The sequence below is a fragment of the Kitasatospora sp. NPDC052868 genome (assembly GCF_044547105.1).
In the GTDB taxonomy this organism is placed as follows: domain Bacteria; phylum Actinomycetota; class Actinomycetes; order Streptomycetales; family Streptomycetaceae; genus Kitasatospora.
This window is the reverse complement of sequence record NZ_JBITZW010000005.1, coordinates 152749-172184: the sequence shown is the minus strand read 5'-3', so window position 1 is coordinate 172184 and position 19436 is coordinate 152749. Positions and strand designations below refer to the sequence as shown.

The 19436-nt window shown below is 72.4% G+C and carries 22 protein-coding genes; 12 read left to right on the top strand and 10 right to left on the bottom strand.

The features are described from left to right. The first annotated feature begins 1 nt into the window (after window position 1). The 3 genes from ACIGZJ_RS11425 to ACIGZJ_RS11415 all read left to right on the top strand — a co-directional run bounded on the left by ACIGZJ_RS11425 (window position 2) and on the right by ACIGZJ_RS11415 (window position 3490). Window positions 2–1822 carry a cytochrome c biogenesis protein ResB gene (locus tag ACIGZJ_RS11425; RefSeq protein WP_396456976.1) on the top strand — a complete coding sequence of 607 codons (1821 nt, stop codon included), beginning with the start codon at window positions 2–4 and terminating at the stop codon, window positions 1820–1822. A gap of 3 nt (window positions 1823–1825) precedes the next feature. Continuing rightward, a complete protein-coding gene (ccsB, locus tag ACIGZJ_RS11420) occupies window positions 1826–2965 on the top strand; it encodes a c-type cytochrome biogenesis protein CcsB (RefSeq protein ID WP_396456975.1) in 1140 nt (379 codons plus the stop codon). Between the two features lie 120 nt (window positions 2966–3085). Further along, complete coding sequence (locus ACIGZJ_RS11415; protein WP_392937427.1) at window positions 3086–3490, top strand: hypothetical protein; 405 nt, start codon at window positions 3086–3088, stop codon at window positions 3488–3490. 40 nt (window positions 3491–3530) lie between these two features. Here the strand turns inward: ACIGZJ_RS11415 and ACIGZJ_RS11410 are convergent, their stop codons facing one another. Then, the gene (locus ACIGZJ_RS11410) at window positions 3531–4658 is read right to left on the bottom strand and encodes a ScbA/BarX family gamma-butyrolactone biosynthesis protein (protein WP_396456974.1); all 1128 of its coding nucleotides are present in this window, start codon (window positions 4656–4658) and stop codon (window positions 3531–3533) included. A gap of 352 nt (window positions 4659–5010) precedes the next feature. Between ACIGZJ_RS11410 and ACIGZJ_RS11405 the strand changes: the two genes are divergently transcribed. Next, window positions 5011–5628, top strand: coding sequence for a ScbR family autoregulator-binding transcription factor (locus ACIGZJ_RS11405; protein ID WP_396456973.1), 618 nt, complete (start codon window positions 5011–5013; stop codon window positions 5626–5628). Between the two features lie 80 nt (window positions 5629–5708). Here ACIGZJ_RS11405 and ACIGZJ_RS11400 read toward each other — a convergent pair whose 3' ends face one another. The 4 genes from ACIGZJ_RS11400 to ACIGZJ_RS11385 all read right to left on the bottom strand — a co-directional run bounded on the left by ACIGZJ_RS11400 (window position 5709) and on the right by ACIGZJ_RS11385 (window position 9323). Further along, window positions 5709–6338: a ScbR family autoregulator-binding transcription factor gene (locus ACIGZJ_RS11400; protein WP_396456972.1), complete on the bottom strand. Its 630-nt coding sequence runs from the start codon at window positions 6336–6338 to the stop codon at window positions 5709–5711. A 228-nt stretch (window positions 6339–6566) separates the two neighbouring features. Further along, window positions 6567–6779: an acyl-CoA carboxylase subunit epsilon gene (locus tag ACIGZJ_RS11395; RefSeq protein ID WP_396456971.1), complete on the bottom strand. Its 213-nt coding sequence runs from the start codon at window positions 6777–6779 to the stop codon at window positions 6567–6569. A gap of 111 nt (window positions 6780–6890) precedes the next feature. Next, the gene (locus ACIGZJ_RS11390) at window positions 6891–8492 is read right to left on the bottom strand and encodes an acyl-CoA carboxylase subunit beta (protein WP_392937439.1); all 1602 of its coding nucleotides are present in this window, start codon (window positions 8490–8492) and stop codon (window positions 6891–6893) included. Between the two features lie 438 nt (window positions 8493–8930). Beyond that, the gene (locus ACIGZJ_RS11385; RefSeq protein ID WP_396456970.1) at window positions 8931–9323 is read right to left on the bottom strand and encodes a PLD nuclease N-terminal domain-containing protein; all 393 of its coding nucleotides are present in this window, start codon (window positions 9321–9323) and stop codon (window positions 8931–8933) included. Window positions 9324–9434: 111 nt separating this feature from the next. On the opposite strand from ACIGZJ_RS11385, the gene ACIGZJ_RS11380 reads away from it, so the two are divergent. Next, entirely contained in the window at window positions 9435–10892 is a 1458-nt protein-coding gene (locus tag ACIGZJ_RS11380; protein ID WP_396456969.1) for a menaquinone biosynthesis decarboxylase, read from the top strand. Beyond that, a complete protein-coding gene (gene mqnP / locus ACIGZJ_RS11375; RefSeq protein WP_396456968.1) occupies window positions 10889–11794 on the top strand; it encodes a menaquinone biosynthesis prenyltransferase MqnP in 906 nt (301 codons plus the stop codon). The genes ACIGZJ_RS11380 and mqnP overlap by 4 nt, the downstream gene beginning before the upstream one ends. 2 nt (window positions 11795–11796) lie before the next feature. Here the strand turns inward: mqnP and ACIGZJ_RS11370 are convergent, their stop codons facing one another. Then, complete coding sequence (locus ACIGZJ_RS11370; RefSeq protein WP_396456967.1) at window positions 11797–12015, bottom strand: DUF4287 domain-containing protein; 219 nt, start codon at window positions 12013–12015, stop codon at window positions 11797–11799. Between the two features lie 276 nt (window positions 12016–12291). Between ACIGZJ_RS11370 and ACIGZJ_RS11365 the strand changes: the two genes are divergently transcribed. After that, window positions 12292–12912, top strand: coding sequence for a DJ-1/PfpI family protein (locus ACIGZJ_RS11365; RefSeq protein WP_396456966.1), 621 nt, complete (start codon window positions 12292–12294; stop codon window positions 12910–12912). Window positions 12913–13021: 109 nt separating this feature from the next. Next, window positions 13022–13897 (top strand): RimK family alpha-L-glutamate ligase, encoded by an 876-nt coding sequence (locus ACIGZJ_RS11360; protein WP_396456965.1) that lies wholly within the window; start codon window positions 13022–13024, stop codon window positions 13895–13897. A 16-nt stretch (window positions 13898–13913) separates the two neighbouring features. Here ACIGZJ_RS11360 and gcvH read toward each other — a convergent pair whose 3' ends face one another. Next, the gene (gene gcvH / locus ACIGZJ_RS11355; RefSeq protein WP_396456964.1) at window positions 13914–14309 is read right to left on the bottom strand and encodes a glycine cleavage system protein GcvH; all 396 of its coding nucleotides are present in this window, start codon (window positions 14307–14309) and stop codon (window positions 13914–13916) included. Between the two features lie 158 nt (window positions 14310–14467). On the opposite strand from gcvH, the gene ACIGZJ_RS11350 reads away from it, so the two are divergent. Further along, a complete protein-coding gene (locus ACIGZJ_RS11350) occupies window positions 14468–14836 on the top strand; it encodes a VOC family protein (RefSeq protein WP_396456963.1) in 369 nt (122 codons plus the stop codon). Here the strand turns inward: ACIGZJ_RS11350 and ACIGZJ_RS11345 are convergent. From ACIGZJ_RS11345 to ACIGZJ_RS11335, 3 genes are all read right to left on the bottom strand, one after another. Continuing rightward, entirely contained in the window at window positions 14826–15464 is a 639-nt protein-coding gene (locus ACIGZJ_RS11345) for a helix-turn-helix domain-containing protein (RefSeq protein WP_396456962.1), read from the bottom strand. The two genes, ACIGZJ_RS11350 and ACIGZJ_RS11345, sit on opposite strands and share 11 nt — an antisense overlap. A 153-nt stretch (window positions 15465–15617) precedes the next feature. Further along, entirely contained in the window at window positions 15618–16334 is a 717-nt protein-coding gene (locus tag ACIGZJ_RS11340; RefSeq protein ID WP_396456961.1) for an MOSC domain-containing protein, read from the bottom strand. 66 nt (window positions 16335–16400) lie between these two features. Beyond that, window positions 16401–17144 carry a cyclase family protein gene (locus tag ACIGZJ_RS11335; RefSeq protein ID WP_396456960.1) on the bottom strand — a complete coding sequence of 248 codons (744 nt, stop codon included), beginning with the start codon at window positions 17142–17144 and terminating at the stop codon, window positions 16401–16403. Between the two features lie 55 nt (window positions 17145–17199). Here ACIGZJ_RS11335 and ACIGZJ_RS11330 point away from each other — a divergent pair, with 55 nt between their 5' ends. From ACIGZJ_RS11330 to ACIGZJ_RS11320, 3 genes are all read left to right on the top strand, one after another. Continuing rightward, entirely contained in the window at window positions 17200–17868 is a 669-nt protein-coding gene (locus tag ACIGZJ_RS11330; RefSeq protein ID WP_392937474.1) for a UbiX family flavin prenyltransferase, read from the top strand. Between the two features lie 119 nt (window positions 17869–17987). Further along, window positions 17988–18449, top strand: a complete 462-nt coding sequence (locus ACIGZJ_RS11325) for an Lrp/AsnC family transcriptional regulator (protein ID WP_387948988.1) — start codon at window positions 17988–17990, stop codon at window positions 18447–18449. Beyond that, a complete protein-coding gene (locus ACIGZJ_RS11320) occupies window positions 18449–19417 on the top strand; it encodes a threonine/serine dehydratase (protein WP_396456959.1) in 969 nt (322 codons plus the stop codon). The genes ACIGZJ_RS11325 and ACIGZJ_RS11320 overlap by 1 nt, the downstream gene beginning before the upstream one ends. Window positions 19418–19436 lie beyond the last annotated feature (19 nt).

The following is a 19436-nucleotide window of genomic DNA, read 5'->3' as shown; positions in this document are numbered from 1 at the left end:
CGTGAGCAAGACCACGACCGATACCGAGCTGCCCCCGGCGGCCGGGGCCGAGGCCGCGGCCGAGCGGCTGACCACCGCACCGGTCGAGTCGGACGGCCCCGTCGGCATAGGGGTGCTCGGCTGGCTGCGCTGGATGTGGCGCCAGCTGACGTCGATGCGGGTCGCGCTGATCCTGCTCTTCCTGCTCTCGCTGGCGGCGATCCCGGGTTCGCTGATCCCGCAGAACGGCCAGAACCAGTTCAAGGTCGAGGCCTGGAAGGCGCAGCACACCACGGTCGCGCCGGTCTACGAGAAGCTCCAGCTGTTCGACGTCTACAGCTCGGTGTGGTTCTCGGCGATCTACATCCTGCTGTTCGTCTCGCTGGCCGGCTGCATCGTCCCGCGCACCTGGCAGTTCGTCGGCGTGCTGCGGGCCCAGCCGCCGGCCGCGCCGCGCAACCTCACCCGGATGCCGGTCTACGCGGCCTGGCGCACCGACGCGGACGCCGACGCGGTGAACGCGGCGGCCCACCGGCTGCTGCGCAGGCGCCGGTTCCGGGTCGACCTGGCCGGCGGCGCGGTGGCGGCGGAGAAGGGCTACCTGCGGGAGGTCGGCAACCTGGTCTTCCACCTGTCGCTGTTCGCGCTGCTCGGCGGGTTCGCCTGGGCGAGCCTGGCCAGCGGCACCGGCGGCAAGCTGATGGTGGGTGGCGAGGGCTACTCCAACACCATCACGCAGCTGGACGACTTCACCGGCTCGCGGTTCTACGACACCGAGGACCTCGACCCCTTCTACCTGAAGCTGGACAGCTTCAAGTCGAGCTTCCAGACCAAGGGCGACCAGATCGGCGCCGCCCGCGAGTTCACCGCGAACGTCGAGTACTACGCGGGCAGCGACGCCTCGAAGCTCACCAAGGGCTCGATCGAGGTCAACCACCCGCTGGAGATCGGCAGCAGCAAGGTCTACCTGATCGGCCACGGCTACGCCCCGGTGATCACGGTGCGCAACGCCAAGGGCGAGACCGTCTACACGGGTGCGACGCCGTTCCTGCCGCAGGACGGCAACCTGACCTCCACCGGCGTCGTCAAGGTCTCGGACTACGGCGACAAGGACGGCAGGAAGACGCAGCTGGGCTTCTCCGGCTTCTTCCTGCCGACCGCCCCGCTCAGCTTCGAGGGCACCGGCCCGATCTCGCTGTTCCCGGGTGACGCCGCCCCGGAGCTGGTGCTGAACGCCTTCGCGGGCGACCTCGGAACCGACTCCGGCCTGCCCCAGAACGTGTACCAGCTCAACCAGAAGAACCTGACCCAGCTCCAGGATGGCGGCAACCCGGCCAAGGCGCGGCTGAAGCCGGGCCAGGCCTGGGAGCTGCCGGACGGCTACGGCACGGTCACCTTCGAGGGCTACAAGCAGTGGGCGAGCTTCAACATCTCGCACCGGCCGGGTAACGAGATCGCCCTGGCCGGCGGGGTGCTGGCGATCCTCGGCCTGATCGGCTCGCTGTTCGTGCAGCGCCGCCGGATCTGGGTGCGCGCCGTGGCGCTGCCCGGCGGCGGCACCCTGGTCGAGCTGGCCGGGCTGGCCCGCAGCGAGTCGGCGAAGATCGCCGAGGAGCTGGCGGAGCTCGCGGTCGACCTCCAGGACGACGCCCCCGCGGTCGAGGACGAGCCCGACGCCGACGCCGAGCCCGACGCCGACACCTCCGCCGACACTGGCGACGCCCCGGCGACCGGTGGTCCCGGCGACCGGGACAACCCCGCAGACCCCGCAGACCCCGAGGCCGACGCGGCCTCAGCGCCCGCAGACCCCGCAGTCCCTGCCGACCAGAACTCCAAGGAGTAGACGGTGCATCTCGCCTCGGCGGTCGACCCAAGCCTGGCCGACCTCTCCAACAAGCTGATCTATTCGGCCATGGTTGTCTACACCATCGCCATGCTCGCCCACATGTTCGAGTGGACCTTCGGCAGCAAGGGCGCCGTCGCCGTCCGCTCCTCGGAGCAGGCGGGCGGGCTGGCCGAGACGGTCGCCGCCGCCGACGCCAAGGGCGCCAAGGGCGCGAAGAAGGTCACCGTCACGGTCGCCTCGGCCGGCGGCGGAACCACCACGCTCACCCGCACCGCCCTCGCGGGCGAGGGCGCGACGGTGGTCACCAGCGGTCGCGGCGGGGACGAGGAGGACGGCCCGGGCGCGGCCGGCACCAGCGGGAAGGCCGACCTGGCCGGCCGGATCGCGGTCTCGCTCACCGTGCTGGCGGCCGCGCTGCACGCGGGCGGGGTGCTCGCCCGCGGGCTCTCGGTCTCCCGCTGGCCGTGGGGCAACATGTACGAGTTCTCCTGCGCCTTCGCGCTCGCCATGACGCTCGCCTACCTCGGGCTGCTGGCCGCGCGCAAGCCGGTCCGCTGGCTCGGCCTGCCGGTCACCCTGGCGGCGCTGCTCACCCTGGGCGTCGCGGTCTCCGTGCTCTACACCGAATCCGAGCAGCTCGTCCCGGCGCTGCACTCGTACTGGCTGGCGATCCACGTCTCCACCGCGATCATCTGCGGCGGCGCCTTCTACGCGGGCTTCATCGCGACCCTGCTGTACGTGGGCAAGGACTCCTTCGACAAGCGGATGGCGGCCGGCCTGACCAGCGGGCCGCTCGGCACCGCGCCGTCGATCTGGCGCCGGCTGCCCGCCGCGTCCACGCTCGACAAGCTGTCGTACCGGATCAACGCGCTGGTCTTCCCGCTCTGGACCTTCACCATCATCGCGGGCGCGATCTGGGCCGAGCACGCCTGGGGCAAGTACTGGGAGTGGGACCCGAAGGAGACCTGGTCGTTCATCACCTGGGTCGCCTACGCCTGCTACCTGCACGCCCGCGCGACCGCCGGCTGGAAGGGCCGCAAGGCCGCCTACCTGGCCCTGGCGGCTTTCGCCTGCTGGCTGTTCAACTACTACGGCGTGAACATCTTCGTCACCGGAAAGCACTCGTACGCGGGTATCTGACCGGGAGGGACCACCCACCGGCCCGGCGATCCGCAGAGGAAGCCGGGCCGAGGTGTGACAGGGGTAGTTCGTGCCGGCCGCCGGTGCCGGCACGGGGAGCAACGAGGAGGAAATCGCGCAATGGAGTGCGACGAGGTCATGCTGACCGTCCGAATCACCGCCGCCGAGCGCACGCTGCTGCGCCGGCTCGCTCAGGGACACCGCAGCGACGTGTCCGAGGTCGTGGCCGACGGGCTGTTGGACATCATCCCCACCTTCAGCTCGCGGAAGGACGCCTATCGCCTGCTGGGCGCCCTCACGGCCCCCGCGCCGTGCGCCCTGACGGTCTGGCTGCCGACCCCGCTGGCCGACCTGCTGGTGCCCGGGGCGGCCCGGATCGCCCAGGTGACCGAGGTCCGGATCGGCTCGGCCAGCGCCATGCTGGGGGCCGCCCTGCGGCTCTGGCTGGCCCAGGACCCGGTCCGGCTGGCCGCCAACCTCAGCGTGATGCACGCCGGGCGGCCCGCGGCCCTGGTCGCGGCCTGACGGTCCGGTCCCGGCCCGGTCGGCCCGGCCCGCCGCTGTGTCAGCTGGCGAGCGGCAGGCCGGGCCCGGCGGGGCAGTCCCCGAAGGCCGCCTCCCGCCGGGCCTGGCCCAGCCGGCCGGTGGCCGACTCGCTCACGGGCCCGGCCACCGGCCCGGTCAGCAGCCGGCACTCGGCCGCCGTCCGGCCGTCCTGCACCAGCAGCACCCGGACGGCCGCCGGGCGGTGCGCCGACCCGCCGCCGTCCGGTCCGGGCCGCCTGACCCCGCCCGGCCCGCCGCCCTCGGGCCCGCCGCCGTCCTGGCCGTCCTCGGGGACGGCCCGTACCAGGCAGGGCCGGTCCAGCTCGATGTAGCTGCTGAAGGACGAGACCAGTTCGACCGGCACCACCGGTTCGGGGTGCCGCAGCCGCTGGGCGGCCTGGCGGGCGGCCTCCAGCACCAGCATCCCGGGCACGTGGTCCAGCGCCCGGTCGAACAGCACCGGGTGCCCCGGGTCGGTCCGCAGCAGCCAGCTGCCCGGCAGCAGGGACGGGCTCAGCACCACGTCCGCGGCCAGCTCCCGCCCGACCAGCTCGGGGGCGGTCGGCGCGCCGGGCGGCCCGGGTACGGCGGCCCGCCGGCCGGCGTCGCGCAGCCGCGCGTACGAGGTCGGGGAGATCACCCGCAGCTGCGCGGAGCCGCGGCCGACCGGGCAGCCGGCCCGCTCGACCTCGACGTGCACCCGCAGCGAGCCCAGCCGCCCGTGCGGCATCCGGACGTCCTCGCAGGAGACCCGGAGCATCAGCGAGGTGGGCTCGCCCGCGACGGCCAGCCCGTCGAGGCCGGCCGGGCCCAGCGCGTACGAGAGGTCGTCCATCGCGAAGTGGTGGCCGCGCGGGACGCCGAAGCCGATGTGCCCGATCAGCAGCCCGGCCTGCCGGATGGTCTCGGCCAGCAGCAGCGGATCGTGGTGCCGGTCGCCGGGCAGCCGGTAGAAGCCGTGCAGCCGGGGCCACTGGGCGCCGAGCAGGAAGTCGTACAGGCCGGTGGCCTGCCACCCGGTGATGAGCACCTCGGAGACCGACGCCCGGTGCACCAGGTGCCGGGAGACGGTCCGCTCGTGGAAGTCGTAGCCGGGAGCGGGGTGGGGATACGGGCCGAACACATCCGGATCTACGATCATTGGCATGACGGGCCCCACTCCCGGGTGTCGAACGATCGACCGCAACAGCGGCCACAGTAAAACATACAGACCACCCGGTTTGCCTCCTCCGTTCGGGGTAGGACTTACCCGAGAGCCCGACGTGGTCAGCTGACCGGGGCCGCTGGGCTGCGGTGATGCCTGGGCGGGCAAGCTCCGGACGAGTGGCGGGGGTGCATCCCCGCTGGACGGCGGGGTTCGACGTGGCGCTAGATTAGATACCAACCATGCGGTTTAGGCCGGTGCCGTCCGCATGCGAGGCGTCGCCCCACGGGCGGCGGCGCACCGACAGCAGCCGGGTGGGCCGGGACCTCGCCCGGGCCGAAGCCGGAGGGACCGAGTGGTCAAGCAGGAACGTGCGGGGCGGACCAGGCAGGCCGTTCTGCTCGCCGCGGCGGACACGTTCGCGGACGCGGGGTTCGAATCGGCCAGCCTGGTCGACATCAGCCGGCGGGCCGGAGTGAGCAAGGGCGCGCTCTACTTCCACTTCGTCTCCAAGCAGGCGCTGGCCGACGGCGTGCGCGCCGCGGCCGGGCGCGAGATCGGCTCCGCCGCGCTGCGCGCGCTGCGCAGCGCCGGCCCGGCCCTGCAGGGCCTGATCGACTTCTCGTACGAGCTGGCCCGGCTGCTGCGCGAGGACGTGGTCGTCCGGGCCGGTGTCCAGCTCGGCCAGGGGACCCGCCAGGAGGGCGGGCCCGCGATCGCCCCCGCCGACACCTGGCGCAGCCTGACCGCGGTGGTCCGCCGTCTGCTGGACCGCGCCGGGGCGGCCGGCGAGCTGCGTCCCGGGGTGGACCACCGGCAGGCCGCCGAGCTGCTCACCACCCTCGCGGCCGGCCTGGTGCTGCTGGCCGCCGAGGACGCCGACCGGCTGCGGCCGGAGGCCGTGCGCGGCCTCTGGGCGGCCGCACTGCCGGCCCTGGTGTCCGGGGAGTGCTGCGCGGCCTATCGCGTCTGACCCCTGCTCAGTGCCCGTCCAGGGCTCGCTCAGGGCCCGTCTCGGGCCTGTAACGGGCCGCCCGCGCTCCCGGGCCCGGCTCAGGCGTGCTGCGCCTGCTGGGTGCGCTCCGCGACGGTCAGCCGGGCGAGCGCGTGCGGCTGGACCAGGCCGGGCAGGATCAGCGTCCACATGTCGGTCATCCGCTGGAGCAGGTCCCGCCGGTCGGTCAGCACCTGCGAGCTGAGCTGTATGCCGGTGACCGCGCCGGTGATCACCCCGGCCGCGGCGGCGGGATCCAGCCCGGGGTGCAGGTCGCCGGCGTCCCGGGCGCGCTCCAGCAGTCCGCGGGCCACGTCCGACCAGCCCTGGTAGGCCTCGATCTGCGGATGGGTGAAGCTGCCGTGCTCGATGGTCAGCCGGATCGAGCCGCGCAGCAGCGGGTCCTCCTGCAGTGCGCGCGCGAAGGCGTAGCCGAGGTCGATCAGGGTCTGGACGGGGCTGTCGGAGGTCGGCCGCCAGGTGGCGAGCCAGGCGCCCTGGCCCTCGATGACGGCGAGCGCCAGGTCCTCCTTGGAGTGGAAGTGGAAGTACAGCGCGCCCTTGGTGACGCCGGCCCGGTCCAGGATCTCGGCCATCGTGGCGGCGGCGTAGCCGCGCTCGTCGAACACCTCGGCGGCCGCGAGGAGTACCGCCTGGCGGGTTGCCAGCGCGCGGGCCTGTCTGGCCATCGCAGCCTCCCTGCATGGGTTCCGGTACTCGGCAGCGGCCGGTCCTGTGGGGGCCGACGGGCGGCGGGCCGCATACCGTCCAGTAGGTATTCTACCGAGCCGCGCGTGCCCGGGGCGGGCCGATCAGACGGTACGAATACGAATGAACCCGGCAGGGGAAGGCCGGCGAACGCCCGGCGGCCGGTCACCCGAGTGGGTGACCGGCCGCCGGTACGGAAGGCTGGTGGATCAGGCGGCCTGCTGCCAGCTGACCGGCGAGTAGTACGCCGGGCGGCGCTCCAGGCGCTGCCAGTTGGCGATCGGCTCGATCTGCGCGGCGGCGGCCGCGGCCTGCTGGGCGGCCGCGGCGCGGACCATCAGCACGGCGGTCAGGGCGGCGAGCTCCTCGTCGCTGAGCGAGCCGCGGACGATGTGGATGAGAGGTTCGGCAGAAGCGGTCATGTCCGGTGTCTCCCCGGCGGATGCGGTGTGTGGTCGGTGGCCGACTGCGGTGCACGGATCAGTGGTGCGCGTCCTGTGGTGCACTGAACTGCGGTGCACTGAACGGTGGTGCTACATCGGCGGGTTGCCGTGCTTGCGGCTCGGCAGGTCGGCGTGCTTGGTGCGCAGCATGGCCAGCGAGGAGGCCAGGACCTGGCGGGTCTCGGCCGGGTCGATGACGTCGTCCACGAGGCCGCGCTCGGCCGCGTAGTACGGGTGCATCAGCTCGTTCTTGTATTCCTTGATCTTCTGCGCCCGCATCGCCTCGGGGTCCTCGGCGCCGTTGATGTCGCGTCGGAAGATCACGTTGGCGGCGCCCTCGGCGCCCATGACCGCGATCTCGTTGGTCGGCCAGGCGAAGGAGAGGTCCGCGCCGATCGAGCGGGAGTCCATCACGATGTACGCGCCGCCGTAGGCCTTGCGCAGGATCAGCTGGATGCGCGGCACGGTGGCGTTGCAGTAGGCGTAGAGCAGCTTGGCGCCGTGGCGGATGATGCCGTCGTGCTCCTGGTCGACACCGGGCAGGAAGCCGGGGACGTCCAGCATGGTGACCAGCGGGATGTTGAAGGCGTCGCACATCTGGACGAAGCGCGCGGCCTTCTCGCTCGCGTTGATGTCGAGCACGCCGGCCAGCGACTGCGGCTGGTTGGCGATGATGCCGGTGACGTGGCCGTCGATCCGGGCGAGCACGCACAGCACGTTGGTGGCCCAGCGCTCGTGGACCTCCAGGTACTCGCCGTGGTCGACGATCTCCTCGATCACCTTGCGCATGTCGTACGGGCGGTTGCCGTCGGCGGGCACCAGGTCGAGCAGGACCTCGTTGCGGCGGTCCACCGGGTCGTCGGTGACGACGGACGGCGGCATCTCGCGGTTGTTCTGCGGCAGCAGCGAGAGGAGGTAGCGGACCTCCTCGATGCAGGACTGCTCGTCGTCGTACGCGAAGTGCGAGACGCCGGAGACCCCGGAGTGGACGTCGGCGCCGCCGAGCCCGTTCTGGGTGATCTTCTCGCCGGTGACGGCCTGCACCACGTCCGGGCCGGTGATGAACATCTGCGAGGTCTCGCGGACCATGAAGATGAAGTCGGTGAGGGCCGGGGAGTAGGCCGCGCCTCCGGCGCACGGGCCGAGCATCACCGAGATCTGCGGGATGACGCCGGAGGCCCGGGTGTTGCGCTGGAAGATGCCGCCGTAGCCGGCCAGGGCGGTCACGCCCTCCTGGATGCGGGCGCCGGCGCCGTCGTTCAGCGAGACCAGCGGCGCACCGGCCGCGATGGCCATGTCCATGATCTTGTGGATCTTCTGCGCGTGGGCCTCGCCCAGCGCGCCGCCGAAGATCCGGAAGTCGTGTGCGTAGGTGAACACGGTCCGGCCGTGCACGGTGCCCCAGCCGACGATGACGCCGTCGGTGTGCGGCTTCTTGGCCTCCAGGCCGAAGCCGGTGGCGCGGTGCCGGCGCAGCGGCTCCACCTCGCGGAAGGAGCCCTCGTCGAGCAGCAGGTCGATGCGCTCGCGGGCGGTCAGCTTGCCCTTGGCGTGCTGGGCCTCGGTGGCCTTCTCGCTCGGGCCGCGACGGACCTGCTCGCGCAGTTCGTGCAGCTCGGCGACCCGCCCGTGGGCGTCGGCCGGGATCTCGGGGATCTCGTCGCCGACCGGCGCCTCATGCACAACCGTCATCTCGAACCACTCCAAGGGTGAGGGAACTGTCCGACAGCCAACGTCTGCATTGCCCCCGGCTGCGAATCACTTCTTCACTTATGACTGTACGAGGGGCCGCGTCCTGGTTTCGGCGTTGATTCCGTACAAGGTCGCGTCCGTTTACATGTCAGGGCTGCACAGAAACCGGGCCTTGCCACCCAGTGCGCACCGTGTCCGTTCGAACACGTGGGGTTGCGGCTTGGGTGATTGTCGGATGATCTGAGCGGGAGGAAAGGTGCAGGTCAGGGCCGTCACTCAGCACTGTATCCGGGTCCGCTGAAGGATCGCTCAAGGCTTGCTTGAGCCGATCGGGCGAGCCGGTCCGTGCGCTCCCGGGGCTTCCCCAGTCGTAGGGATGCACCAAAAACGCCACAGCCCGCCCGGAGGGTTCCGAGTGGGCTGTTCGAGGGAGGCGCGTCAGCTCTTGCGGCCGTCCTCCGGCTCGTCCCGGCCGCGCAGCTCCTCCTCGCGGCGGCGAAGATCGGCCTCCCACTGCTTGAGCATGTCCTCGTGCTGCTTGTCGTCCTTCTTCAACGAGGCCAGGAACTCGGGGTCGTCGTCCGGCGCGAGCGGCCGGCCGTCGCGCGGGCGGGCGCCCTCCACCTGGTCCGCCGTCCGGGCCTGTGCGAACCCGCGCCGCTTGCCGGCCACCAGCCAGGCGATCGGGCCGAGCGGCGGGAACAGCAGCACGATGATCACCCAGACCACCTTGGGCAGGTGCTTCACCTCGTCCTCGGGGGTGGTCAGGCAGTCGATGAAGGCCCACACCCACAGGGCGAGCGGGAGCACGACGGTCAGAATCCTCAGCACGGCGGTGATCTCCCCCGGCGACGGCGGTTGCGGCGGCGGTTTCCCCGGGGTCCTCGACTCCATGGGGGCCCTTGACCGAGCCAGGCTATCGGGTGGCGGATACTGACTGGCATGGCATACGACGATCTCCGCTCGTTTCTGCGGGCACTCGACCGTGAAGGCGACCTCAAGCGCATCAAGGCCGAGGTGGACCCCCACCTGGAGATCGGCGAGATCGTCGACCGGGTGCAGAAGGCCAAGGGTCCGGCGCTGTTGTTCGAAAACGTCAAGGGCTCCTCGATGCCCCTGGCGATGAACGTCTTCGGCACCGAGCGCCGGCTCGCCAAGTCGCTCGGCCTCAAGGGGCCGGAGGACATCTCCGAGAAGATCGCCGGCCTGCTGAAGCCGGAGCTGCCGCAGGGCTTCACAGGCTTCCGGGACGCCTTCGGCAAGCTCGCCTCGATGGCCCACGTGCCGCCGCGGAACGTGAAGTCCGGCGACGCGCCCGTGCACGAGGTCGTGCTCACCGGCGACGACGTCAACCTGGACGAGCTGCCCGCGCTGTTCACCTGGCCGCTGGACGGTGGGTCCTTCTTCAACCTGGGCCTGACCCACACCAAGGACCCGGACAGCGGCATCCGCAACCTCGGCCTCTACCGGCTGCAGCGGCACGACCGGCGCACCATCGGGATGCACTGGCAGATCCACAAGGACAGCCGCAACCACTACGCGGTGGCGGCGAAGCGCGGCGAGCGGCTGCCGGTCGCGATCGCCTTCGGCTGCCCGCCGGCCGTCACCTACGCGGCCACCGCGCCGCTGCCCGGCGACATCGACGAGTACCTGTTCGCGGGCTTCATCGCCGGGGAGCGGGTGAAGATGGTCGACTGCAAGACCGTCCCGCTGCAGGTCCCGGCCGACGCGGAGGTCGTGCTGGAGGGCTGGCTGGAGCCCGGCGAGATGCTCCCCGAGGGCCCGTTCGGCGACCACACCGGCTTCTACACCCCGCAGGAGCCGTTCCCGGCCCTGACGATCGACTGCGTGACGATGCGTCGGCGCCCGATCCTGCAGTCCATCGTGGTCGGCCGCCCGCCCACCGAGGACGGGCCGCTGGGCAAGTTCACCGAGCGGTTCTTCCTGCCGCTGCTGAAGATCATCATCCCGGACATCGTCGACTACGACCTGCCCGAGGCCGGCGGCTTCCACAACTGCGTGATCGTCTCGATCGACAAGAAGTACCCCAAGCACGCCCAGAAGACCATGCACGCCATCTGGGGCGCCCACATGATGTCGCTGACCAAGCTGATCATCGTGGTGGACTCCGACTGCGACGTGCACGACTACCAGGAGGTCGCCTGGCGGGCCTTCGGCAACGTCGACTACAGCCGCGACCTCACCGTGGTGGAGGGCCCGGTCGACCACCTCGACCACGCCTCCTACCAGCAGTTCTGGGGCGGCAAGGCGGGCATCGACGCGACCCGCAAGCTGCCCGAGGAGGGCTACACCCGGGACGGCGGCTGGCCGGAGATGGTCTCCTCCGACCCGGCCACGGCCGAACTGGTCGACCGCCGCTGGAAGGAGTACGGGCTGTGAGCACCGCCGCCGCCCTCCCCGAGGTCCCGCCGGGGAAGGTCAGGTCCTTCCTGCGCCTGGTGATGATCGAGCACTCGGTCTTCGCCCTGCCCTTCGCCTACATCGCCGCCCTCACCGCGATGTTCCTCGCCGACGAGCGGGTGCACTGGGGCGAGCTGTTCATCGTCACGGTGTGCATGGTCGGCCTGCGGACCTTCGCGATGGCCGCCAACCGGATCATCGACCGGGAGATCGACGCCCGGAACCCGCGCACGGCCGGGCGCGAACTGGTCACCGGCGCGGTCGCGCTGAGGACGGCGTACATCGGCTCGGCGATCGCGCTGGTGGTGTTCCTGGGCGCGGCCGCGCTGCTCAACCCGCTCTGCCTGGCGCTCGCCCCGGTCGCCGTCGTGCCGATGGTGGTCTACCCGTACGGCAAGCGGTTCACCGACTTCCCGCAGGCGATCCTGGGTCTCGCCCAGGCCATGGGCCCGATCGGCGCCTGGCTCGCCGTCACGGGCTCGTGGTCCTGGGACGCCGTGGTGCTCGGCCTCGCGGTGGGCATCTGGATCGGCGGGTTCGACCTGATCTACGCCTGCCAGGACGTCGCCTCCGACCGGGACGGCGGCGTGCGCTCCGTCCCGGCCCGCTTCGGCATCCCGGCGGCGGTGTGGGGGGCCCGGGTCTGCCACGTCCTGACGACGCTGCTGCTCGGCTGGTACGCCGTCCTGACGGATGCCGGGCCGGCCTTCTGGGTCGGACTGCTGGTGGTCGCCGGGGCGTTCGTCTACGAGCACACCATCGTGAAGCCGGGCGACCTGTCGAGGCTGAACCGGGCGTTCTTCCAGACCAACGGGTTCGTCGGGATCTCGCTGTTCTTCTTCGCCCTGGTGGACCTGGTGATGCGCGGCCTCGGGATCTGAGGTCAGCTCTGCCCGCCCTCGTCGAGCGTGTGCTTGACGAGGGCGTTGGCGTGCCCGTGGCCGAGGCCGTGCTCGCTCTTGAGCCAGGCCACCAGCTCCATGTGCCTGGTCAGCGGGGAGGAGCGGATCAGCTCCTTCCAGTGCGAGATCGGCTGCCCGTGCTTCTTCTCGATCGACGGGAAGTAGCTGGCGGGGTTGCCCTTGGGGGTGTCGGTGCTCATGGTCGGTTCTCCTCGGGTAGTTGTGGATCTTGTTCTGGAGACTGTCGCACGGTCGGCCCGGCCGCGGCGGAACGCGACTCCTGCTCTTAGGACCTGGGGTGCGGGCGGAACTCATCGGTGGGGCCGGTGTGACCCGGGTCACGCGGCCTTCGGAGTGCCGTCGGCTCCGGGATCGACGCGGCGGTCGGCAGTGCCGGGCCCTCCGGGCCACCCGATCCCGTGAACTTCGCCGCCGGGCGGGTCGACATCCGTCAACCCGTCACTACGCTGCGAAACATGGACATCGTGATCCCGCTCTTCGACCGGTTCGAGCCGCTCGACGCGATCGGCCCGTACGAGATCCTCGGGTACGTCCCCGGGGCCCGGGTGCGGTTCGTCGCGATCGAACCAGGCCGGGTCACCGACACGTTGGGCGCGCTGGTGGTCGATGTCCCCACCCGGTACTCGGAGGTCGACTCCTGCGACGTGCTGCTCGTCCCCGGCGGCGGCGGGACGCGGCCGCTGGCCGAGGACGCCGGGTTCCTCGCCTGGATCCGCCGGATGCACGAAACCACCCGCTTCACCACCTCGGTCTGTACCGGCTCGCTGGTGCTCGGTGCGGCCGGGCTGCTCAAGGGCCTGGCCGCGACCTCCCACTGGGGGGTGGTCGCCGACCTGGAGGCCTACGGCGCCCGCTACACCGCCGAGCGGGTCGTCCGGCAGGACCGGATCGTCACCTCGGCCGGCGTCTCCTCCGGCATCGACATGGCCATCGGGCTCGCCGCCCTGCTCACCGACGACCTCACCGCCCAGGCCATCCAGCTGGTCACCGAGTACGACCCCCAACCCCCCTTCGACACCGGCTCCGTGGCGAAGGCCCCGGCCGAGGTCCTGGAGCGCGTCCGCACCCTGGGCTGAGCCTCGGGGCGCCCGGGCGCTCCCGGGTACTCCCTAGACTGCTCGTCAGGGCCCGTCCGGGCCGGTTGGAGGCGAGGGGGAGCCGGTGGGCGCTACCAGGATCGCGGTCGTGACGAGCGCCGTCGGCGTGGAGTACGACGCCGACCTCCCGCGGATCGTGGACGCGCTGCGGGCCGGGGGCCTGGCGGCCGAGGCGGTGGCCTGGGACGCGCACTCCCCGGGGTGGGACGGGTTCGACCTGGCGGTCATCCGTTCCACCTGGGACTACTCGGAGCGGCTCGAGGAGTTCCTGGACTGGGCCGACCGGACGGCTCGCGCCACCCGGCTGGGGCTGGGCAACCCGGCGCCGGTGGTGCGCTGGAACAGCGACAAGCGCTATCTGCTGGAGCTCGCCGAGCAGGGTGTCCCGGTGGTGCCGACGCGGTTCGTCGAACCGGGCGGCCGGTGCGAGGAGGAGGACGTCGACCAGGCCGGGGGAGTGGTGGTGAAGCCGGCCGTCTCCGCGGGCGCCCGCGACACCGCGCGCTACGAGCCAGGCCGGTCCGCGGACGCCGTGCGCCACGCCCGGATGCTGCTGGAGCAGGGGCGCACCGTGATGGTGCAGCCCTACCTGCGCCGGGTGGAGGAGGGGGAGCGTGCGCTGGTGTTCCTCGCCGGGGCCTTCAGCCACGCCATCCGCAAGGGCCCGGTGCTGACCGAGCCCGGGGTGGTCGACAACGACCGGGTGGCGCACCCGGGTGTCACCCCGTACCGGCCGACCGCGGCGGAGCTCGGCGTCGCCCGGGCCGCGCTGGCGGCCGTCCCGGAGCCCGGCCCGCTGCTGTTCGCCCGGGTGGACCTGGCGCTGGACGACGCCGGGGAGCCCGTGGTCATGGAGCTGGAGCTGATCGAGCCCAACCTCTTCCTGCAGAGCGACCCGCAGGCCCTCGGCCGCCTCGTCGAGGCCGTGGCGGGCGCGGCGGCGGCCGAGAACCGGCGGGTCTAGCGACCCCGGGCGGCCGCTACTCGGACTCCGCCTTGATGTAGTCCTCGTACTGTGCGGCGGTGAGCAGGTCCTTCAGCTCGGCGGCGTTGGACAGGGTGATCTCGAACATCCAGCCGCCGTCGTACGGATCGCTGTTGACGTCCTCGGGCGAGTCGTTCAGCTCCTCGTTCACGGCGGCGACCGCACCCGAGACCGGAAGGAAGATGTCACTCACCGACTTGACGGACTCCACGCTGCCGATCGCTTCGCCGGCTTCGAACTTGTTCCCCACCGCGGGGAGTTCCACGAAGACGATGTCCCCGAGCTGCTTCTGGGCGTAGTCCGTGATCCCCACGCGCACCCGGTCCTTCCCGGTGGACTCCACCCACTCGTGCTCCTTGGTGTACGCGCGATCCTGCGGGACGTTCGGCATGAGGGCCTCCATCGGCCGCCGCTGAGGGCTGCTATGTGCTGACGTGACGTCAGATCGATGGAGAGCCTGCTACAGATCCCCTGGTTCGGCCGGGATGTTCATCCGAAGGAGTGAGTCCGGCGGCCCCGGCGCCCAGGCGGGGCGCCTACCATCGGGCCATGATCGGGAAGCTGCAGTGCCTCGTGTTCGACTGTCCCGACCCGGCCGCCCTGGCCCGCTTCTACGCGGAGCTGCTCGGCGGGGAGGTGGACCGGCCCGACCGGCGGTGGTCGCTGGGCGCGTCGTGGTCCACGCTGCACACCGAGGGCGGGGCGGTGCTCTGCTTCCAGCGGGTCGAGGGCTACCGGGCGCCGCGGTGGCCGGACCAGGAGCACCCGCAGCAGGCGCACCTGGACATCGACGTCGACGACCTGGACGAGGCCGGCCGCCAGGTGGTCGCGCTCGGCGCGGCGCCGCTGGACGACGCGGGCGGCTGGCGGGTCTACGCCGACCCGGCGGGCCATCCGTTCTGCCTGATCAGGGGGTAGTGGGCACTGCGGGCGGCCCCTGGCCGGACGGTCGGTGGCCGCCCCGCGCCTGTGCACCCCCGTGCCGCAGGCGCGGGGCGCCTTTTCGGAGTCGCCTCCGGTGGGGGACGATCGGCCCGGACCTATGGGGAGATCCGGGCCGATGGTGAACCCCGGTGGGAGGGCGCCGGGTTGGCGGCGCCTGCGCACCGGTGGATCCGCTGTGCCACGTTAGCCGGGTCGAGCCGGGGGGAGTTGGCAGGACGCGCAGGGTTCCTTGCGGATCCGCGCAGGACGGCCCGCGCAGGGCGTTCTGGCGGTACTCCCGGGGGCTGCTGCCGTACTCCTGGCGGAACGCGCGGCTGAAGGCGGCGGCACTGGTGAAGCCCCAACGGGCGGCGACGGCGTGGATCGGGTCGCGGGCCCGGTCCGGCCGGGCCAGGTCCGCCCGGCCCCCGTTCGAGCCGGCGGCGGCGGATGAGCGCCCCCACGCCCTCCTCCTGCCCCTGGAAGAGCAGTTGCAGGGAGCGCAGCGAGACGTGGTGGCGGTCGGCGACGGCCTGCGGGGTGAGCCGGCGGTCGCCGAGGTTGTACATGCCGGCCGTGGACATGGTCGACCACATCGGAAGCCCCGTTCCCTCCCGGCCACGTCCCCCGCGGCCGGGACGACGCTACAACGCGCCTGGCGCCCGGACCGGCGAGGGGGATTGAGGCGCGCGCCGCGAGGTGTCGGCGGTGCGGGGAACGCCCAGGTCAGGGGCGGGGTCGGTGGGGTCGGCGGGGTGTTCGCGGAGTGCGGGTCTCAGGCCAGTGACAGGGTGTCGCCGACGGCCAGCCGGCCGGGCACGGCGATCTCGGCGAGGGCGTCCAGGCGGCCGTCGTGGGCCTGGGCGATGGCCTTGAGGATCTCGGGGGCGTGCGGCAGGCCGGGCTGGGCGGCGGTGGTCATCGCGCAGCGCTCGCTGGCGCGGACGAAGGTCAGCCGGGCGCCGGAGCGGGCGCTGCCGCGGGCCTCGCGGCCGAACCAGCCGTCCTCCACGAAGGGCGGGGTGTCGGGCGGGGTGCGCAGCAGGATGTTGGGCCGGAACCGGCGCTCGTCGACGACGGCCGAGGGGGCCGCCCGGCGCACCCAGTCCAGGGTGGCGGTGGTGAGCACGCTGACCGGGAGCTGGTCGAAGTGCGAGACGGCGTCCTCGCGGGCGAGCGCGACGTCCGGGCGCTGCAGGTAGGCGCGCAGGAAGGCGTCCGGGTCGGCGACGGGCCGGCCGAGCGGGTCGAACAGCTCGGGGCCGTCGAGGCGGTGGCCGAGCCGGGAGGAGAGGCGGAGCAGGCCGTCCATCCGGCGAAAGCGCCGGGTGTTCTTGCCGGAGCCGAACTTGCCGGACCCGTCGCGCACGGCGTAGAGGCGGTCGCCGGCCAGGCCGCGCTCGTCCACCTCGACGGAGTCGAGCCGCTCGCCGCCGGTGGACTTCACGGGGTAGCGCCAGAGCTGCTCGATCACTCCGATGATCTCTGCCATGGCGGGAAAGCGTAGCGGCGCCTGCGGGGGATGGTCTAGACCAAGGTGTGGAGGTGCTGGGCAGGCTCAGCCCAGTCGGGCCACCGCCCGCACGGGCGCCCCGTCGGCGGCCACCAGCCGCAGCGGGAACAGCGAGACCTCCACCGGCCGCCCGGCCTCCTGGGCGTCGAGCAGGAGCCGCAGGTCGGTGAGGTTCTCGGCGATCACCCCGCCGCCGGGCGCCCCGAGCAGCACCCGGTGGGCGGCGAGGGTGGGCTCCGCGGCGGCCGAGTGGTCGTGCTCGTCGGTGAGGTCGGCCAGCAGCGCGGCCACCGCCGGATCGCCCGGCCCCGGGTCGGGCGTCGGGTCGACGCTCAGCGCGTCCACGCCGACCGTCCGGACCCCGGCGGCGACGATCGCCTCGGCGGCGTCCGGGGTCAGGCTGGGGTGGGCCAGGTAGGTGTCGGTGCCCCAGTGCCGGGCCCAGCCGGTGGCCAGCAGCAGCACGGTGCCCTCCCCGGCGCGCTCCAGCGCCGGGGCGAGCAGCTCGGGCGTCACCGCCGAGCGGGGCTCCAGACCGCGCAGGTCGGCGATCACGGCCGGTCCGGTGAACCGCTCCAAGGGCAGCCCGTCCAGGGTCGGCCAGGTGACGTCCACGTGGTACGGCGCGTCCACATGGGTGCCGGACTGCGAGCCGAGGTGCAGGGCCAGCACGTTCACCCCGGCCGTGGCGGTGGTGAGCGCGGGCTCCAGGACGACCGCCGGATCGCCGGGGTAGACCGGCATCGCGGTGGTCACCTGGTGGGTGAGGTCGACGAGGGTCGGTGCCATGGCGCCCATCCTCGCAGGCCGGGCCGTCCGGTAAATGCGTATAGAAATAAGCCCTATGGGAACAGCGAAGCAGCAGTCGGTACGCCAGCCGTGGGTGGTCGGGGTCTCGGGTGCCTCCGGGACGCCGTACGCCGCCTCCGTCATCCGGGCGCTGCTCGCCGCCGGGGAGGCGGTCGACCTGGTGGTCAGCCGGGCGGCGCGGCTGACCATCCTGGACGAGACCGGCATCTCCTTCCGGGACGCGCACTGGCGCGAGGACCTGGCCGCCTGGCTGGGCACCGGCCCCGAGGGGCTCGACGACGTCCGCTACTGGCCGGCCGGGGACTTCGCGGCCGGTCCGTCCAGCGGCTCCTACCCGGCGAAGGGCATGCTGGTCGTCCCCGCGACCACCGGCGCGGTGGCCGGCATCGCGCTCGGCCTGAGCAAGGACCTGCTGCAGCGGGTCGCCAGCGTCACCCTCAAGGAGCGCCGCCCGCTGGTGGTGTGCGTCCGGGAGGCACCACTCAACGGGGTGACGCTGAAGCACCTGGTGGAGCTGGACGCACAGGGCGCCGTCGTACTGCCCGCCTCGCCCGGCTTCTACGCGGGCGGCTCCACCGTGCGGGAGCTGGTCGACTTCGTCGCCGGACGGGTGCTGGACGCGGTCGGCGTGCCGCACTCGCTGTACCTGCGCTGGGAGGGCGAGTTGGGCGCGGCGGCCCGCCGACCCGACCGGGGGGAGTGAGCGACCCGCGACCGGGAGAGTATGTTCTCTGCGATATCCGGGTTGGTGCGCGCATGCCGCCTTTGAATCCGGATAATGATCTGTGGGTCTGGTGAGGTTCGGAAGGACGCGGACGGTATATGGACACGGTGGACAGACAGCTCATCCAGGCGCTCCGGGAGAACGGCCGTGCGTCCTACGCCGAGCTGGGCCGACTGGTCGGCCTCTCCGGCCCGAGCGTCACGGACCGGATCAACCGCCTGGAGCAGGCCGGGGTCATCACCGGCTACCGCGCGACGGTCAACCCGGCCTCGCTCGGCTTCGGAGTGACGGCCCTGATCGGCCTTCAGCTCACCGACGCCGCCGACCACGAGGACGTCGCGCACCGGCTGAAGGACCTCGGCGAGGTCGAGGACTGCTGGTTCATCGCCGGTGACGACTCGTACATGCTCAAGGTGCGGGTCTCCGACGTGGAGGGCCTGGAGTCGGTGGTCAAGCGCATCTCCGGCACGAAAGGCGTGGCCCGCACCCGCACCACGGTCGTACTCTCCACCAAGTGGGAGAACCGGGTGAGCGATCTCCCCCTGGTCGAAGGAGAGTAATGGCGACGGCACTGGTCGGCCTGGAGGACCTGCACGCGGCCCGGGAGCGGATCGCGGGGGTCGCGGTGCGCACCCCGCTCGTCCCCGCGCCCTGGGCGAACGACGGCGAGCGCCGGCTCTGGCTCAAGCCGGAGAACCTCCAGCCGACCGGAGCCTTCAAGCTGCGCGGCGCCTACAACCGGCTCGCGGCGCTCGGCGACGAGGAGCGCGCCCGCGGCGTGGTCGCCCAGTCCAGCGGCAACCACGCCCAGGCGGTGGCCTACGCGGCGCAGCTGCTCGGCATCAAGGCCGTCATCGTGATGCCGGACACCTCGCCGGCCGTCAAGGTCGAGGGGACCCGCTCGTTCGGCGCCGAGGTGCTCCTGGTGTCCCCGCAGGAGCGGGACACCGTGCCCGGCGAGCTGGCCGAGCGGCACGGCTACGTCTGGGTGCCGCCCTACGACGACCCGTTCGTCATCGCGGGCCAGGGCACGGTCGGACTGGAGATCGCCGAGGACGCCCCGGCCGGGCTGGACACCGTCCTGGTGCCGGTCAGCGGCGGCGGGCTGATCTCCGGTACGGCGGCCGCGCTCAAGCTGACCCGCCCGGACGTGCGGATCATCGGAGTCGAGCCGGAGCTGGCCGCCGACGCCCAGGCCAGCCTGCGGGCCGGCGAGCGGCTCGCCTGGCCGGTCGCGGACACCTACCGGACCATCGCGGACGGGCTGCGCACCCCCTCGGTCGGGGTCGTGCCGTTCGCCCACCTCACCGCCTACGTGGACGACATCGTCACCGTCACCGAGGACGAGATCCGGGCCACCGTCGCCCTGCTGGCGCGCCGCGGCCGCCTGGTCGCCGAGCCCTCCGGTGCGGTCGCCCCGGCCGCGTACTTCCACCGCGCCGCCGAGATCGGCGCCGGGATCACGGCCGCCGTGGTCAGCGGTGGGAACATCGAACCGGCGTTGCTCGCGGAGCTGCTCGCAGCGTGAGCGCGGTAGGGGCGTACGC

Excerpts from the sequence above, each read along its gene's own strand:
- ACIGZJ_RS11320 (WP_396456959.1), top strand. The coding sequence starts at position 18,449 with ATGGCGACGGCACTGGTCGGCCTGGAGGACCTGCACGCGGCCCGGGAG.
- ACIGZJ_RS11370 (WP_396456967.1), bottom strand. The coding sequence starts at position 12,015 with ATGAGCACCGACACCCCCAAGGGCAACCCCGCCAGCTACTTCCCGTCG.
- ACIGZJ_RS11390 (WP_392937439.1), bottom strand. The coding sequence starts at position 8,492 with ATGACGGTTGTGCATGAGGCGCCGGTCGGCGACGAGATCCCCGAGATC.
- ACIGZJ_RS11380 (WP_396456969.1), top strand. The coding sequence starts at position 9,435 with ATGGCATACGACGATCTCCGCTCGTTTCTGCGGGCACTCGACCGTGAA.
- ACIGZJ_RS11340 (WP_396456961.1), bottom strand. The coding sequence starts at position 16,334 with ATGGCAGAGATCATCGGAGTGATCGAGCAGCTCTGGCGCTACCCCGTG.
- gcvH (WP_396456964.1), bottom strand. The coding sequence starts at position 14,309 with ATGCCGAACGTCCCGCAGGATCGCGCGTACACCAAGGAGCACGAGTGG.
- ACIGZJ_RS11330 (WP_392937474.1), top strand. The coding sequence starts at position 17,200 with ATGGGAACAGCGAAGCAGCAGTCGGTACGCCAGCCGTGGGTGGTCGGG.
- ACIGZJ_RS11365 (WP_396456966.1), top strand. The coding sequence starts at position 12,292 with ATGGACATCGTGATCCCGCTCTTCGACCGGTTCGAGCCGCTCGACGCG.
- ACIGZJ_RS11335 (WP_396456960.1), bottom strand. The coding sequence starts at position 17,144 with ATGGCACCGACCCTCGTCGACCTCACCCACCAGGTGACCACCGCGATG.
- ACIGZJ_RS11400 (WP_396456972.1), bottom strand. The coding sequence starts at position 6,338 with ATGGCCAGACAGGCCCGCGCGCTGGCAACCCGCCAGGCGGTACTCCTC.
- ACIGZJ_RS11325 (WP_387948988.1), top strand. The coding sequence starts at position 17,988 with ATGGACACGGTGGACAGACAGCTCATCCAGGCGCTCCGGGAGAACGGC.
- ACIGZJ_RS11350 (WP_396456963.1), top strand. The coding sequence starts at position 14,468 with ATGATCGGGAAGCTGCAGTGCCTCGTGTTCGACTGTCCCGACCCGGCC.
- ACIGZJ_RS11410 (WP_396456974.1), bottom strand. The coding sequence starts at position 4,658 with ATGCCAATGATCGTAGATCCGGATGTGTTCGGCCCGTATCCCCACCCC.
- ACIGZJ_RS11395 (WP_396456971.1), bottom strand. The coding sequence starts at position 6,779 with ATGACCGCTTCTGCCGAACCTCTCATCCACATCGTCCGCGGCTCGCTC.
- ACIGZJ_RS11415 (WP_392937427.1), top strand. The coding sequence starts at position 3,086 with ATGGAGTGCGACGAGGTCATGCTGACCGTCCGAATCACCGCCGCCGAG.